This window comes from Rheinheimera sp. MMS21-TC3 (assembly GCF_032229285.1).
In the GTDB taxonomy this organism is placed as follows: domain Bacteria; phylum Pseudomonadota; class Gammaproteobacteria; order Enterobacterales; family Alteromonadaceae; genus Alishewanella.
Genome location: NZ_CP135084.1, coordinates 3,029,175 through 3,044,912, shown reverse-complemented (window position 1 = coordinate 3,044,912; position 15,738 = coordinate 3,029,175). Strand labels below are relative to the sequence as shown.

Sequence of the window (15,738 nt, the reverse complement as noted above, 5' to 3'; positions counted from 1 at the left end):
CTAATTCAGGTTAGGCAGTAGCGGTTAACTCCTGCCTAACCTAATCAAAATTTAGCGAATTAATACATACAGATTAGTGTTGCCACGTTGGATGTTAAGTGCAGCTATACCATTGCGGTTCTCTATCGCTTTTCTTAAATCATTAATGTTGTTAATCGCTTTACGGTTAACGCCAATAATAATATCGTCAGCGACAAGGCCAATCCGGGCGGCTGCTGAATTAGGCTCAACACTGTCAACTTTTACACCTTGATCTGTATTTGATAAAGAAGCGCCTTGCAACATAGGGTGCATTTCATTAGCAGCAACTGTTGTTTCAGTTGTGCTGCCCAAAGTTACTGATATGGTACGCTCTTTGCCATCACGTAAAATACCTAGCTTTGTTGTTTTTCCTGCGCCTAAGGTAGCAACTTTAGCTCTTAATTCATTAAAGTTGCTAATGCGGTTGCCATCCATACTGATAACAACGTCGCCAGACTTCAAGCCGGCTTTACTGGCAGGGCTATCAGGTATAACTTCATTAACCCAAGCGCCTCGGCTAACTTTTAAGTTCATGGCTTCTGTTAAATCAGCAGTTACGTCACCACCACGGATCCCTAAGCTACCAGGCCTTACTTCGCCGTATTCAACAATTTGGTCAACTAGGTTTTTCATCATGTTCGTAGGAATGGCGAAGCCAATGCCAATATTACCGCCATTTGGGCCAAGAATAGCGGTATTGATGCCTATTAGCTCACCTTTTAGGTTTAATAGCGCACCGCCAGAGTTACCGCTATTAATGGCAGCATCGGTTTGAATAAAGTCTTCTAAGCCTTCAATGCCAAGGCCACCACGACCTAAGGCACTTATAATACCTGAGGTAACGGTTTGCTCTAAGCCAAAAGGGTTACCAACAGCAATGGCAAAATCACCGACTCTAATCTTATCTGAATTAGCCAGCGGGACTTGGATTAATTTTTTAGCTTCAATTTGTAATAAGGCTATATCACTTTGCGGATCTGCACCCAGTTTTTTTGCTTTAAAAGTACGGCCATCTTTTAGCCTAATTTGTATATTGTCAGCATCTTGAATAACATGGTTATTAGTAACGATATAACCTTTGCTGGCATCAATAATAACCCCAGATCCTAAACCTTTAAACGGTTGCTCTTGGCGTAATTCATTTGGCCCGCGCTGGCCAAAGAAATAACGAAAGGCTTCAGGTAAACGTTGTCGTACTTCGCGGCTACCTTCAACAGAAATATGGACTATGGCAGGAGTAGCCTGTTCTAGCATAGGTGCTAAAGTAGGCATTTCCTCGCTAGTAGAAAAAAAGGGGATTTTAGCGTCAGCTGGTAAAGGGTTAGCCAACATCAAGCTTGCTGCTACAGCAGCACTAACTAATGACAATTTCTTATTCATAGCGCAAAAGTCTCCAATTACAGTTCGCGGTTAAGAACCGCAAACTGTGACAAAAGTTCCGTTATGCTAAATAAAACATCAATTAATTATTGTTTTGGTCAGTTACTTTTTGTTTAATTAAACCACTGCTCTGGCCTGAATAATCGCGTGGTTGCTGCACCGTATCAGAATAGACGCGACGTTTTTCATCTATTTGATCTATAGATTGACGAATATGTGAAGCAATATCACCCGACAAGTAATTTAATTCATCATCATCTGGCTTTGCAGTAGGTTGCGCCACTAATTGCATTTTAGATTCGGCAATATGGCGAGCAATGCGGCCATAATTATCTTGTAATTGTGTCATTAACTGATTAGTTGTCTCTAAATGGGTTGAGACATCTTGCCGATACTGATGTAACTGACTTTTACTTAGCTGCAGTTCCTGTTGCAGTTTGTCGTGGTTAAATTGTCTCAATGTAACAAAGCGACTAATAATAGCGCCAATAATTAAGCCTATGCTTGCAGCAATGGCGATAACAACAAAATCCATAATAACTCCAGAAGAATAATTTCTTTTACTTAGTGTAACCCAACTTGTTATGCCTAGTGGTAAGGCATGTTACAATTGAAATCTGAATTTAGGGTTAAAACTATTAGCTTTCAAGCAAGATTTCAATGACACCAATAGAAAAATATCAACAAGACTTAAAACGTGACGATTTTCAGTACGATGCCGCTCAGGAATTTGCCGTTAAGCAATTACAACGCTTATATGATGACTATTGTAGTAGCCAAAACAAGAACCCTTCATGGTGGCGGCGCTTTATCTCTGGCAACAAACCTTTAGAACCCTTACAAGGACTATACTTTTGGGGCGGTGTTGGTCGAGGTAAAACTTATCTTGTCGATACCTTTTATCAAAGTCTACCGACTAAACGTAAGTTACGCATTCATTTTCATCGTTTTATGTATCGGGTGCATCAAGAGCTTAAGCTTTTGCCGGGGGAAAGCAATCCTTTGGAAAAAGTGGCAGATAAATTTAAACAAGAAACTGATATTTTATGTTTTGATGAGTTTTTTGTATCAGATATCACTGATGCTATGATTTTGGGTACCTTATTGCAGGCACTCTTTGCCCGTGGTATCACTTTAGTGGCAACGTCCAATATTGAACCAGACGGCTTATACCGCAATGGTTTACAGCGGGCTAGATTTTTACCTGCTATAGCATTAATTAAGCAACATACCCAAATTGTTAATGTTGATAGTGGTATTGACTACAGGTTGCGCACTTTAGAAAAAGCAAACATTTACCATTTTCCAGCTGATCAGCAAGCTGAGCTTAATTTACAGCAATATTTTTTGGCATTATCAACTGAGCCACAACGCTTTAATGTGCAAATAGCTGTAGCAAATAGGCAACTTGCTGCTAAAGCAGAAGCAGATGGAGTTATATGGTTTGATTTTGCTGAACTCTGTGAAACGGCACGTAGTCAATATGACTATATGGAGCTAAGTCGATGCTACCATACTGTGCTTATAGCTAATGTGAAGTCTATGGGCCGACATAATGATGATGTAGCCAGACGTTTTATTGCTATGGTTGATGAGTTCTATGAGCGACACGTAAAGCTAATTATTTCTGCTGACCTAGCATTAGAGCAACTGTATCAAGATGGCATACTTAATTTTGAATTTAAGCGTACTATAAGCCGACTACAAGAGATGCAGTCGGTTGAATATCTGGCAAAACAGCATTTAGCTTAATTATTTTCATTAATATGCAGATATTTTTGTAATCAATGCTGATTTTTTAAATTGGTTAATATATAATCCGCGCCCGGCCTACGTTACAGCCTTATACTGCCGTTAGCCCGGTAGTGATGTACTCGAAGGGGTACGCGAACGATACAGAATGCAATAGCCCTGCACTGTATCAGGTGTAACTATGTTTATATTTGGATAGAGTTAAATGAAAACTTTTAGTGCAAAACCAGAAAGCGTAACACGCGACTGGTACGTTGTTGATGCGGCGAATAAAACGCTGGGTCGTATCTCAACTGAAATCGCTGCCCGTTTACGTGGTAAGCATAAGCCAGAGTACACGCCACACGTTGATACAGGTGATTACATCATCGTTATTAACGCTGAAAAAGTGGTTGTAACAGGCAATAAAGCGCAAAACAAAATATACTACTCGCACTCTGGTTTTCCAGGTGGCTTAAAGGAAATCACTTTCGAGAAATTGATCGCGAAAAAACCAGAAATGGTTTTGGAACTTGCTATTAAAGGCATGTTGCCAAAAGGCCCATTAGGCCGCGCTATGTTCCGTAAGTTAAAAGTTTACGCCGGTGCAGAGCATCAACATGCTGCTCAGCAACCGCAAGTATTAGATATTTAATCGGAGCATATCATGGCACAGAATCAATATTACGGAACTGGTCGTCGTAAAAGCTCTACGGCCCGTGTTTTTATCAAAGCTGGTACAGGTAAAATTACCGTTAATCAGCGCGTATTAACTGAATATTTCGGTCGTGAAACAGCTTGTATGGTTGTAAAACAGCCATTAGAGTTAGTTGATATGGTTGAAAAGTTTGACTTATACATCACTGTTAAAGGTGGTGGTATCAGTGGTCAAGCTGGCGCTATCCGTCACGGTATTACCCGTGCATTGATGGAGTTTGATGAAACCTTGCGTCCAGCATTGCGTAAAGCAGGCTTTGTAACACGTGATGCACGTAAAGTAGAGCGGAAGAAAGTGGGTCTACGTAAAGCACGTAAGCGTCCACAGTTCTCAAAACGTTAATCGTTTTAATAAAATTAAAACCCGGATTTATGTTCCGGGTTTTTTTTGCTTAAAAATCGAATAGTCTGTAAAAACAAAGCAAAAATGACTACTATGTAGTACTTAGCAGTGAGATAATACCAATTCAGGCTGCCTTAATCCTTGTGTAAAGCAAGGCTTTTCATTATGATCAGCGATATTTTTTAAATTATAAAAATGCTTAAATTGTCTTTAAGCATTAACCTGGAGATGAGTGGATGAGCAATGCGCCCGTAGATCAAGGTCGCCGTCGCTTCCTGACCATTGCAACCTCAGTGGTAGGGGGTGTAGGAGCTGTCGGTGTTGCCGTACCCTTTATTGCGTCCTGGAACCCCAGTGAACGTGCAAAACAAGCTGGTGCTGCCGTGACAGCTGATATTAGCAAGCTAGAAACAGGTCAGTTAATTCGTGTAGAGTGGCGAGGTAAGCCAGTCTGGATAGTAAAACGCAGTCCTGAAATGTTAGAGCAGCTATCTAAGTTAAATAATCAATTAGCTGACCCAGAATCTAAAGTTGATCAACAACCTGCCTATGCCCAAAATATTCATCGCTCGAAAAAGCCAGAAATTTTTGTTGCTGTCGGTATTTGTACCCATTTAGGTTGTTCACCAACTTATATTCCAAATGATTTTTCTGCTCATGTTCAAGGTGTTCAGTCAGGCTTCTTCTGTCCGTGTCATGGTTCTACTTATGATTTAGCCGGTCGGGTGTTTTCTGGTGTACCTGCACCTTCAAACCTTCAAGTACCGCCTTATATGTTCCTCGATGACAACACAATTATGATTGGTGAAGATGAGGGGAGCGTCTAATGTTTAAAAATCTAATGGAGTGGATTGAGTACCGTATGCCGTTCATGGAAAAAATGAACCTGCATGTCACTCAGTACCCTGCACCGAAAAACTTTAACTTTTGGTACTTTTTTGGCTCGTTGGCCATGTTAATTTTAGTTAACCAAATCCTCACTGGTGTTTGGCTAACCATGAACTATGTACCAACAGCTGATGGCGCCTTTGCCTCAATTGAATACATTATGCGTGATGTTGATTACGGCTGGTTGCTTCGTTATATGCACTCTACCGGTGCGTCAGCATTCTTTATTGTTGTTTACCTACATATGTTACGTGGCATGATGTACGGCTCTTACCAGAAACCACGCGAGTTATTGTGGATTTTTGGTATGCTAATTTTCTTAGTCTTAATGGCTGAAGCCTTTATGGGTTATATGCTGCCTTGGGGACAAATGTCTTTCTGGGGCGCACAAGTTATTATCTCGATATTTGGTGTTATCCCTGGTATTGGCGAAGATTTAACTTTGTGGATCCGTGGTGACTACGTTATCTCAGGTGCTACCTTAAACCGCTTCTTTGCTCTGCATGTTATTGCGTTACCTTTAGTTTTAGTTATTTTAGTGTTTTTACACTTAATGGCTTTACATGAAGTTGGTTCAAATAACCCAGACGGTATTGAAATTAAACGTGATAACGATGGCAGTGTTAAGCAAACCGAAGCCGATAAAAAGTTTACTTATCATCAATATTACACTAAAGGTGGTAAAAAAATTATCGTTGATGCGATTCCTTTCCACCCATACTACACTGTTAAAGATTTAGTGGGTGTTGCTGGCTTCTTATTAATATTTGCATGGTTTATTTTCTTTGCTCCAGAAGGTGGCGGTTACTTCCTTGAAGCGCCAAATTTTGAAGCAGCTAACCCAATGAAAACACCAGAGCATATTGCACCTGTGTGGTATTTTACGCCTTTTTATGCAATTTTACGTGCCGTACCTGATCAATTGTTAGGTGCTGTATTTATGTTTTTAGCTATTATTGCTTTAGCCTTACTGCCATGGATAGATCGCGGTACAGTACGCTCAATCCGCTACCGTTGCGGCTTACATAAAGTAAACTTAGTTATTTTCTGTGTCAGTTTTGTTGCTTTAGGTGTGCTAGGTGTATTACCAGCTACAGAAACATATACAATATTGGCTCGTATCTTCTCATTTACCTATTTTAGCTTCTTTATTCTACTGTGGTTCTACAGTAAAAATGAGAAAACTAAACCGCTACCAGAGAGGTTAAGCTAATGATCAAAACCTTATTTTCTGTGGTTGCATTTCTAGCGTCATCAGCAGTACTAGCAGCAAGTGGCTCTGTACACCTAGATAAAGCACCTATTGATTTGACTGATAAAGAATCTTTGCAAAGAGGTGCTCGTACCTTCCAAAACTATTGTTTAGGTTGTCACCAAATGCAGTACCAGCGTTATTCACGTACTTTTAGTGACTTAGGTATTCCTGAAGATGTAGGTATGGAAAACTTAATGTTTACTGGTGAGAAAGTGGGTGATCACATTACGAACTCAATGTCTGCTAAAGATGGTGAGAAATGGTTTGGTGCTACACCACCAGATTTAACCAACGTAGCTCGAGTTCGTGGTCCTGATTGGCTATACACTTATTTGCGTAGCTTTTATGCGGATCCAAGTCGGCCATTTGGGGTTAATAATACGGTGTTCCCGTTAGTGGGTATGCCGCATGTTTTGCAAAGCTTACAAGGTATGCCTTATAAGGCATATGAGACCCGTTTGGTTGATGGTGAACAGAAGCAAGTCTATGTTGGTTTGAAAACTGACGGTACTGGCGCGCTAAATAGTGAAGAATATGACCAAACCATTGCAGATCTGGTAAACTATATGGAGTATGTAGGTGAACCATCAAAACTAGAGTCTAAAGCGCTCGGTATAAAAGTAATGGTTTTCTTACTTATTTTCTTTGTGTTTGCCTATTTACTGAAGAAAGAATATTGGAAAGATGTACATTAACTAATTATTATCATTAGAAATGTGAATAGGGGCCTCGTGCCCCTTTGCCGTTTTTTTATTTTACTGGAGGATACATGGCGATCACTGCCAATAAACGCCCTGTGATGACACTTTTTTCGTCGGCTGAAGATATGTTTAGCCATCAGGTGCGTATTGTGTTAGCTGAAAAAGGCGTCACCGTTGATATTCTTCAGGTAGCTGCTGACAATCTACCAGAAGACTTATACGAAGTTAATCCATACGGTAGCTTACCCACTTTATTAGATCGTGAGTTAGCATTATATGAAGCTGATATTATTATGGAATATTTGGATGAGCGTTTTCCACATCCACCATTAATGCCAGTATATCCCGTTGCTCGTGGCCAAGCGCGCTTGATGATGCATAGGATTAAAAAAGATTGGTATCAACAAGCTGCTAAAATTTTAAATAATGATGAGCATGCTGAAATTGCCCGTCAAGAGTTAAGAGAAGGCTTGTTATCTATAGCACCTTTATTTAATGAAACACCCTTCTTTATGAGTGAAGAGTTTAGTTTAGTTGACTGCTATATGGCTGCGCTGCTATGGCGTTTGCCATTATTAGGTATAGACTTAAATGGTCCGGGCAGTAAAGAAATTAAGATCTATATGACACGTATTTTTGAGCGTGATGCGTTTCAAGCTTCTTTAACTGAAGCTGAGCGTGAAATCCGTAGAGGAATGATGCTGTAATGAAAATGAGCGCTAACCGTCCCTATTTATTAAGGGCGTTTTATGAGTGGATAGTTGATAATAACTGTACACCTTATTTGGTTGTAGATGCGGTTGTGCCTGGTGTGAAAGTGCCAGTACAATTTATTCAAAATGGCCAAATAGTGTTGAATGTCTTACCTTCAGCGGTGGCAAATTTGCAACTAGGTAATGACGCTATAACATTTAATGCTCGATTTGGTGGTCAGCCTTTTTCATTATATATCCCTACTACTGCTGTTTTAGCTATTTACGCTAAAGAAAATGGCGCTGGTACAGTGTTTACGTTAGAAGAAGAAGAGGATGAGGCTGAAATATTTAGCGAAAGCCTTGAAACTGATACTGACACAACAGCGCCGACCAAACCCAAACGAGGCAGTCATCTCACTGTTGTTAAGTAAATATCTAATTTAAACTGTGATTATCTATTGGCTTTTAGCTACAGCGACTTGCCAAAATGACTGAATTAGCGGCTCATTGAGCCGCTTTGTTAGCATGCATACTCCCAAATCAAACTGTTCAAACTGATAGTCAATTTCTATTACTTTTACCCTGTCTCGTACTGGGCTATGGTGAATAACAGGCTCGGCTGCTAGTGAGATAGCGCTACCTAATGCAACCATAGACACCATAGCCTCATGGCCATCAACCATAGCGACTACTTTTGCTTTAATGCCTAAATGGTTTAGCCATGTGTCTAAGCGTTGTCTAGCTGGACCGTGCTCTGGCAATATCATAGGTATATCTTGCCAAGGTATAGGCTTTTGATTTAGTAAATCATTAACTCGACACGGAATAGTTGGCGCTATTAAATTGACTGGTAATTTAGCAATACTACGAAAAGCCATATTGATAGGTAACAAAGTTGGATGAGCAGCTAAGGCAATATCTACTTCACCTTGGCGCACTTTCTCAATAGCTGATGCAGCATCACCAGTGCTAAGTTTAATATCGGCTTTGGGACAAAGTAAGCGAAATCGATCTAAAATTGCCGGTAAATGGCTATAGCTAGCCGTTACGGTACAAAATATTCTAATTTCTCCTGTTAGCTCAACACTGGAAAGTTGTAAATCTAGTTGTAATTGATGCCACTCTTCTAGCCAATAGTAGACAAAACGTTGAAAGCGTCTGCCAGCGTCGGTTAGTTTTACCGAGCGCTTATCGCGATAAAATAATTGCGTTTTCAGTTCTTGTTCCAGCCGCTGTATCACCCGGGTTAGTGTGGGAGCGCTAACATGCATTTGCTCGCTGGTGTGACTGAAATTTAAACTGCTGGCTAAATGCTGAAATAATTGCGCGCTACGTATGTCCATAAAACCTTTGTTGCATAAAATGAAATACAGAGTTTTGAATATATCACTTCAGGCAAGATGATGCATCCGTTACCATCAATATCAATTTAGGCCGATAAACTAGTCTGCTTGTAAGCAGATAGTGAATAGAGAGCAGACATGAGTAATTATTTTAATAGGTTAAATTTACGTCAGCAATTGCAGCAATTAGCACAATGCCGTTTTATGCAGCCTGAAGAATTTAGTGCAGGTTGTGAATTATTAAAAGATTGGAATATTGTAATAGTTGGCTGTGGTGCCCAAGGTTTAAATCAGGGGCTAAATATGCGTGATTCTGGTTTAAATATCAGTTATGCCTTACGAGATGAAGCTATTAGCCAAAAACGAGACTCTTATCTAAGAGCCACTAATAATAACTTTAAGGTGGGAAACTATGCTGAATTAATTCCTGATGCTGATCTGGTTTTAAACCTAACGCCTGATAAACAACATAGCGCTGTGGTTGATGCCATTATGCCTTTAATGAAGCAAGGGGCGGTGCTGTCTTACTCTCATGGTTTTAATATTGTAGAGGAAGGTAAGAAAATTCGCGATGATATTACCGTAATAATGGTCGCACCAAAATGTCCTGGTACCGAGGTCAGAGAAGAATATAAGCGTGGTTTTGGCGTGCCTACCCTTATAGCAGTACACCCAGAGAATGATCCTAAAGGTCAAGGCTTAGCGATAGCAAAAGCTTATGCTGCAGCGACCGGTGGCGATAGAGCTGGGGTGTTACATTCTTCGTTTATTGCTGAAGTTAAATCTGACTTAATGGGCGAGCAAACCATTTTATGTGGCATGTTGCAAACAGGCGCTATACTGGCATTTGATAAAATGGTAGCCGATGGAGTTGATGCTGGCTATGCCGCTAAACTGATTCAATATGGTTGGGAGACAGTAACAGAAGCTCTTAAACATGGCGGCATTACTAATATGATGGATCGGTTAAGTAATCCGGCAAAAATTAAAGCCTTTGATTTAGCTGAGCAGTTAAAACAAACTTTGCGGCCATTATTTGAAAAACATATGGACGATATTATTAGCGGTGACTTTTCGCGTACTATGATGGCCGATTGGGCGAATAATGATCAAGACTTACATACTTGGCGTGAACAGACACGTAAAAGTGGCTTTGAGCAAGCACCCGTTTCAGATGTGAAAATTACTGAACAAAGCTACTTTGATCAGGGACTCTTGCTAGTTGCAATGGTTAAAGCAGGCGTTGAATTAGCTTTTGACACTATGGTAGATGCTGGCATTGTTGCTGAATCGGCTTACTATGAGTCTTTACATGAAACGCCGCTTATTGCTAATACCATAGCGCGTAAACGGTTATATGAAATGAATGTGGTGATATCAGATACTGCTGAGTATGGTAATTATCTATTTTCTCATGCCGCAGTGCCATTATTAACAGACATAATAAACAGCTTAGATAAAGACTATATTGGTCATGTCAGTCAAGCAGATACAGGTGTAGATAATTTGAAATTAATCGCAGTGAATGAAGCTATTAGACAGCATCCAGTTGAGCAAGTAGGAAAAACATTACGCGGTTATATGAAAGCAATGAAGCGAATAGTGGAACAAGCTGAATAAGTGAATAACGTGGGTACTGTATTAACTAATATAAAGTTAAGTGGTGTACTGAAAAAATAAAGGCACAGGGTAAGGTGAGCTATTCACTGCTTGCTCACCTAAGGCCTGTTTTGCATCCCTTGCGGTGCTTATCCTTTAGCATATCATCCTTGAACTCCATCCTGGAGTATCCCTGAGGCTTCCCGCCTTTCCTTTCATCCTTAAACATTGCGTCCTGCAATGTGCACTTATCCAAGTGTGTCCTTGCATCCTGCAGCTATTGAATTATTCCTTTTCAATAGCTTATGTTCATCCTGAACAGGTCCTATTTCTATCCTTGTGCTATCCTAGCAAGGTACAGCGTCCTGCTGTGCCTTAACATCTTGTCAAGGTGTCAATCAATCGACGTGATAATTATGCATCATTGACGGCTAAAAAGGGGGCTACTTTTATCCATACAGATGCGGTAGTATTATCGAGATTTATTTAGAAGCAGCGTTAAGTTTAATTAATACAATATGTTATGGTTTATTGCTTCAGCATGGCTACAGGGTTTTGACGTTAAAGCGCACTACTTTGTGAGAGATATCTCACAAGAGATGCGGCAAAAAAACACCTTTAGCTACATTTGCTGATGATATAGCTATTATCATAGGGATAAATATGGCTCGCGAACAGTTAGGGATATGTACAGAGGCCAATTTGCATGGCAGTTATTTACTATTAAATGCTTTAGAAGGCCATGAACGGCAACTACGTTATAAATTAGCACGTCTGCCAGCGCTGATAGAGCGATTAGCGGATCATTTTTCAGAAGCTATGCTAACTAGTGTCATTGCAATTGGTAGTAACTTTTGGGATAGCTTATATCCAGATGCCCGGCCTTTGGGCTTAGTGCCTTTTCCCGATCCACAAAATAGTGATCATGAGTTAGCTGCGACACCGATAGATTTATTTATTCAAATACGTTCAGATCGACAAGATGTTAACTATATTGCTTGCCAACAAGTTTTACAGCTTTTAGAAGGTAATATTGACATTCAAGACTTTATTCAAGGTTTTCGTTATTTAGATGGCCGTAATTTAACTGGTTTTATCGATGTAACAAATAACCTAAATGGCCGATTGAAACGGCAAGTTGCATTAGTTGATCAAGAATTGCAGCCCTTATTAGCAGCTGGAAGTTATGTGTTTGTGCAGCAAGTTATTTATGATTTAAAAGCCTGGCAACAATTAACGATAGTAGAACAAGAAGCTATAATGGGTATGGACAAGGTGAGTGGCAAAGCACTAGATACTGACTTATTAGCCGCTGATAGTCATTGGGCATTGGCTCAACAATCAGCAAAGGATGCGACTAAAATGTTGTTAAAGCAAAATATGCCTTTTGCCCAGTTAAAGCAACAAGGCAATATGGAGGTCAGCTTTGCAGCTACTGCAGAAGTGTTAGAGCAGCATGTCTTACGTCGATTAGCTGTAACTTCTGAAGTAGAAGCTCCGGATCAATTAATTAATTATTGTCAGTTTGCTTGTAGCGCAGCATTTTACGCGCCTTCAATAAGCTTTTTAGAGCTAGGGATAGGACATACTTAAACTTTCTCAAATAATTCGGTGATGTTTTTTAAGGTGAAATTAATGTTTTTCACGCTTTGTGGTGCAATAAAAATAGTATCATCACCGGCAATAGTCCCTAATACGCCTTCAGCCTTGCCAATAGAGTCAAGTAAACGAGCTATTAACTGTGCAGCACCTGGGCTAGTGCGAACAATAATCATCACATCATTATGTTCAATCTCTAACACTAACTGCCTTAGAGGGCTTTGAGTTGTAGGAACACTTAATTCTGCAGGCAAGGTATAAACCATTTCTTGTTTGGCATTGCGAATACGTACTGCACCATACTTGCTAAGCATACGGGAAATTTTAGATTGACTAATATTATCGAAGCCATCATTTTTTAAGGCTTCAACAATCTCGCTTTGTGAGCCATAACCTTCAGTTTTAAGTATAGCTTTAAATGCTCGAATTAAAGCTTCCTGTTGGGCTTGCTTGGTCATAAAGTAAAATGCTCCTAATCAGTATCAGCAAATTAATTAAATTGGCGTAATAAAAAACTTTGTTGGCTAAAGTACACTAAATTTAGGTAAAATGCTTAGACTTTAGGCTGATGTCAATTGTAATTTTTGCGCGGTTTCAGTATTGTTGACGCGTTTTCATAGAACCCTTACTTGGAGAGAATCATGAAAGTTGCCGTATTAGGTGCCGCCGGCGGTATAGGTCAGGCATTATCTTTGCTATTAAAATTAGACTTACCAGCCGGTACAGATTTGGCATTGTATGATCTGGCTCCAGTTACACCTGGTGTGGCGGTAGATTTAAGCCACATCCCAACAGCTGTAACTGTAACAGGCTATGGTAAAGAAGATTTAAATCCTGCATTAAAAGATGCCGATATTGTAATGATCCCTGCTGGTATGCCTCGTAAGCCAGGTATGGACCGTTCAGATTTATTTAATATCAATGCGGGTGTTGTTAAAACCTTAGCTGAAGCCATTGTAGAACAGTGTCCAAAAGCATTAGTCGGTATTATTACTAACCCAGTAAATACAACTGTTGCTATTGCTGCTGATGTATTTAAAAAAGCAGGTACTTACGATCCACGTCGTTTATTTGGCGTAACAACGCTTGACGTTATTCGTGCCGAAACCTTTATTGGCCAATTAAAAGGTAAAAATCCAACTGAAGTACAGGTGCCAGTAATTGGTGGCCATAGTGGCACTACTATTCTGCCTCTTTTATCTCAAGTTGCAGGTGTAAGCTTCACTGATGAAGAAGTGAGTTCATTAACTCACCGTATTCAAAATGCTGGTACTGAAGTTGTTGAAGCTAAAGCCGGTGGTGGCTCAGCTACTTTATCTATGGGCCAAGCAGCTGCGCGTTTTTGCTTATCATTAATGAAAGGCTTACAAGGCGAAGAAGTTACAGAATACGCTTATGTTGAAGGTGAAGGTGAGCATGCTCGTTTCTTTGCTCAGCCATTAGTGTTAGGTAAAAATGGTGTAGAAAAACTATTACCTATCGGTGAGTTAAGTGCCTTTGAACAAAAAGCGATGAACGATATGTTACCTACATTACAAGGTGATATTACGCTTGGCGAAGACTTTGTAAAAAACAACTAATCTAGTGAGATTTAGCTTGTAATAAAAAAGGCGCTTAAGCGCCTTTTTTATGGAGATTACATTCAAGCCTAATGGTTACGTGATACCGCTATATCAGCTAAAGCCAGTAAAGCTGTTTTATATTCAGAGTCAGGAATATCAGCAAGGGCTTGTTGCGCTTTTAGTGCTTCTTGCTCTGCTACTTTTCTGGTGTATTCAAAGGCTTTAGTTTCGTTTAAGGCTGTCATTATTTCAGTAAAGTGGGTTAAACCGTTACCTTCAGTGATAGCCGCTTTAATTAAGCTTTGCTGCTCAGCTGTGCCGTGTTGTAAAGCATAGATTAAAGGTAAAGTTGGCTTGCCTTCAGCTAAGTCATCGCCAAGGTTTTTACCTAGTTCAGCAGCGTCCGCTTGGTAATCTAAAACATCATCAATAAGCTGAAATGCGGTGCCTAAGTGCATGCCGTAACGTTGCATGCTAAGTTCAATATGCTCAGGTTGCTCGGCTATAACCGCAGCCAATTGGGTTGCAGCTTCAAATAGTTTGGCTGTTTTACAGTATATAACCTGCATATAGCTTTGCTCGGTCGTGTCTGGATCGTTAATATTCATTAACTGTAACACTTCGCCTTCAGCAATAATGTTAGTGGCATCAGCTAATATATGCATGACACGCATATTATTAATTTCTACCATCATCTGGAATGAGCGACTATATAAAAAGTCACCGACCAAAACACTGGCTTGATTACCAAACAAGGCATTAGCGGTTTGCTTGCCCCGGCGCAAAGTCGATTCATCAACAACATCATCATGTAACAGTGTTGAGGTATGAATAAATTCAATAATAGCCGCAATAGAGAGATGTTTCTCTCCTTGGTAGCCTAATGCTCGCGCGGCTAATACTGCTAAAAGTGGCCGCAATCTTTTGCCACCACTATTAACAATATAAATGCCTAATTGATTAATTAACGCAACGTCGGAATTTAATTGTGAAAAGATATGCCGATTCACTGCTGCCATATCAGTGGCAGTAAGTTGCTGGATCTGTTGAAGTGACATAAAAAACAACTGCTTAAACCCAAGAATGGTGCCAATTCTACACTATAGAGCCCCCAGTCCCCAAGTAAATGTCGATCCTTTTAGTAACTAAGTGATCTTTTTTTTATTTCTACTTGCGGGGCTAGGGGAAATTGCGTACAATTCGCGCCCTGTGAATTGAATTAACACGCCCCCTTTAATATGGCTATGGCGTGCTTTGTACGGAGTTAACTATGTACGCGGTTTTCCAAAGTGGCGGTAAACAGCACCGTGTGACGGAAGGTCAAACTCTACGTCTAGAAAAACTAGACTTAGAAACCGGCGCAACAATCGAATTTACACCTTTGATGATCGCCAATGGCGAAGAAATCAACATCGGTGCACCTTTATTAGAAGGTAGTAAAGTGGTAGCGGAAGTGGTCAATCATGGCCGTGGCGATAAAATTAAAATCGTTAAATTCCGCCGTCGTAAGCATTCACGTAATCAGATGGGCCATCGTCAGTGGTTCACTGAAGTGAAAATCACCAGCATCAGCGCGTAACAGGAGTATCGACACATGGCAAGTAAGAAAGGTGTAGGTAGCACTCGTAACGGTCGCGATTCAGAAGCTAAACGCTTAGGTGTTAAGCGTTTTGGTGGTGAGTCGGTTTTAGCTGGTAGCATCATTGTGCGTCAACGCGGAACTAAGTTCCACGCTGGTTCTAATGTTGGTATTGGTAAAGATCACACTTTGTTCGCTTTAACTGAAGGTAAAGTGAAGTTTGAAGTGAAAGGCGAGCACAATCGTAGATTCGTCAGCATTGTAAGCGAATAAGCTTATCGCTGTGAAAAAACCCCGCCTTGTGCGGGGTTTTTTATTAAATAAA

Annotated in this window: 18 protein-coding genes; 13 read left to right on the top strand and 5 right to left on the bottom strand. The window is 40.2% G+C overall.

Annotated features, from left to right (window positions below; translation table 11 throughout):
- Positions 1-51 precede the first annotated feature (51 nt).
- Positions 52-1,401, bottom strand: a complete 1,350-nt coding sequence (locus RDV63_RS14765; RefSeq protein ID WP_313910269.1) for a Do family serine endopeptidase — start codon at positions 1,399-1,401, stop codon at positions 52-54.
- Between the two features lie 82 nt (positions 1,402-1,483).
- Positions 1,484-1,936: a YhcB family protein gene (locus RDV63_RS14760; RefSeq protein ID WP_313910268.1), complete on the bottom strand. Its 453-nt coding sequence runs from the start codon at positions 1,934-1,936 to the stop codon at positions 1,484-1,486.
- 125 nt (positions 1,937-2,061) lie between these two features.
- Here RDV63_RS14760 and zapE point away from each other — a divergent pair, with 125 nt between their 5' ends.
- The 8 genes from zapE to RDV63_RS14720 all read left to right on the top strand — a co-directional run bounded on the left by zapE (position 2,062) and on the right by RDV63_RS14720 (position 8,162).
- Positions 2,062-3,153, top strand: a complete 1,092-nt coding sequence (zapE, locus tag RDV63_RS14755; RefSeq protein WP_313910266.1) for a cell division protein ZapE — start codon at positions 2,062-2,064, stop codon at positions 3,151-3,153.
- Positions 3,154-3,358: 205 nt separating this feature from the next.
- Positions 3,359-3,787, top strand: a complete 429-nt coding sequence (gene rplM, locus RDV63_RS14750) for a 50S ribosomal protein L13 (RefSeq protein ID WP_313910264.1) — start codon at positions 3,359-3,361, stop codon at positions 3,785-3,787.
- Positions 3,788-3,799: 12 nt separating this feature from the next.
- Positions 3,800-4,192 (top strand): 30S ribosomal protein S9, encoded by a 393-nt coding sequence (rpsI, locus tag RDV63_RS14745; RefSeq protein ID WP_313910263.1) that lies wholly within the window; start codon positions 3,800-3,802, stop codon positions 4,190-4,192.
- A 236-nt stretch (positions 4,193-4,428) separates the two neighbouring features.
- Complete coding sequence (gene petA, locus RDV63_RS14740) at positions 4,429-5,019, top strand: ubiquinol-cytochrome c reductase iron-sulfur subunit (protein WP_313910262.1); 591 nt, start codon at positions 4,429-4,431, stop codon at positions 5,017-5,019.
- Positions 5,019-6,293, top strand: a complete 1,275-nt coding sequence (locus tag RDV63_RS14735; protein WP_409934846.1) for a cytochrome b — start codon at positions 5,019-5,021, stop codon at positions 6,291-6,293. The genes petA and RDV63_RS14735 overlap by 1 nt, the downstream gene beginning before the upstream one ends.
- The gene (locus RDV63_RS14730; RefSeq protein WP_313910261.1) at positions 6,293-7,030 is read left to right on the top strand and encodes a cytochrome c1; all 738 of its coding nucleotides are present in this window, start codon (positions 6,293-6,295) and stop codon (positions 7,028-7,030) included. The genes RDV63_RS14735 and RDV63_RS14730 overlap by 1 nt, the downstream gene beginning before the upstream one ends.
- Positions 7,031-7,104: 74 nt before the next feature.
- Complete coding sequence (gene sspA / locus RDV63_RS14725; protein ID WP_313910260.1) at positions 7,105-7,743, top strand: stringent starvation protein SspA; 639 nt, start codon at positions 7,105-7,107, stop codon at positions 7,741-7,743.
- Positions 7,743-8,162 carry a ClpXP protease specificity-enhancing factor gene (locus RDV63_RS14720; protein WP_313910259.1) on the top strand — a complete coding sequence of 140 codons (420 nt, stop codon included), beginning with the start codon at positions 7,743-7,745 and terminating at the stop codon, positions 8,160-8,162. The genes sspA and RDV63_RS14720 overlap by 1 nt, the downstream gene beginning before the upstream one ends.
- Positions 8,163-8,186: 24 nt before the next feature.
- On the opposite strand, the gene ilvY is transcribed toward RDV63_RS14720, so the two are convergent.
- A complete protein-coding gene (gene ilvY / locus RDV63_RS14715; protein WP_313910258.1) occupies positions 8,187-9,074 on the bottom strand; it encodes an HTH-type transcriptional activator IlvY in 888 nt (295 codons plus the stop codon).
- 138 nt (positions 9,075-9,212) lie between these two features.
- Between ilvY and ilvC the strand changes: the two genes are divergently transcribed.
- Positions 9,213-10,694, top strand: coding sequence for a ketol-acid reductoisomerase (ilvC, locus tag RDV63_RS14710; RefSeq protein ID WP_313910257.1), 1,482 nt, complete (start codon positions 9,213-9,215; stop codon positions 10,692-10,694).
- 642 nt (positions 10,695-11,336) lie between these two features.
- Positions 11,337-12,266, top strand: coding sequence for a Dyp-type peroxidase (locus RDV63_RS14705; protein ID WP_313910256.1), 930 nt, complete (start codon positions 11,337-11,339; stop codon positions 12,264-12,266).
- Here RDV63_RS14705 and argR read toward each other — a convergent pair.
- Positions 12,263-12,730: a transcriptional regulator ArgR gene (argR, locus tag RDV63_RS14700; protein WP_313910255.1), complete on the bottom strand. Its 468-nt coding sequence runs from the start codon at positions 12,728-12,730 to the stop codon at positions 12,263-12,265. The genes RDV63_RS14705 and argR overlap by 4 nt on opposite strands.
- A 183-nt stretch (positions 12,731-12,913) precedes the next feature.
- On the opposite strand from argR, the gene mdh reads away from it, so the two are divergent.
- Positions 12,914-13,852, top strand: coding sequence for a malate dehydrogenase (gene mdh, locus RDV63_RS14695; protein ID WP_313910254.1), 939 nt, complete (start codon positions 12,914-12,916; stop codon positions 13,850-13,852).
- 68 nt (positions 13,853-13,920) lie between these two features.
- On the opposite strand, the gene ispB is transcribed toward mdh, so the two are convergent.
- Positions 13,921-14,892 carry an octaprenyl diphosphate synthase gene (gene ispB / locus RDV63_RS14690; RefSeq protein WP_313910253.1) on the bottom strand — a complete coding sequence of 324 codons (972 nt, stop codon included), beginning with the start codon at positions 14,890-14,892 and terminating at the stop codon, positions 13,921-13,923.
- 212 nt (positions 14,893-15,104) lie between these two features.
- On the opposite strand from ispB, the gene rplU reads away from it, so the two are divergent.
- Together rplU and rpmA are read left to right on the top strand one after the other, a co-directional pair.
- Complete coding sequence (gene rplU, locus RDV63_RS14685) at positions 15,105-15,413, top strand: 50S ribosomal protein L21 (RefSeq protein ID WP_313910252.1); 309 nt, start codon at positions 15,105-15,107, stop codon at positions 15,411-15,413.
- Positions 15,414-15,428: 15 nt separating this feature from the next.
- Positions 15,429-15,686 (top strand): 50S ribosomal protein L27, encoded by a 258-nt coding sequence (gene rpmA, locus RDV63_RS14680; RefSeq protein WP_313910251.1) that lies wholly within the window; start codon positions 15,429-15,431, stop codon positions 15,684-15,686.
- Positions 15,687-15,738 lie beyond the last annotated feature (52 nt).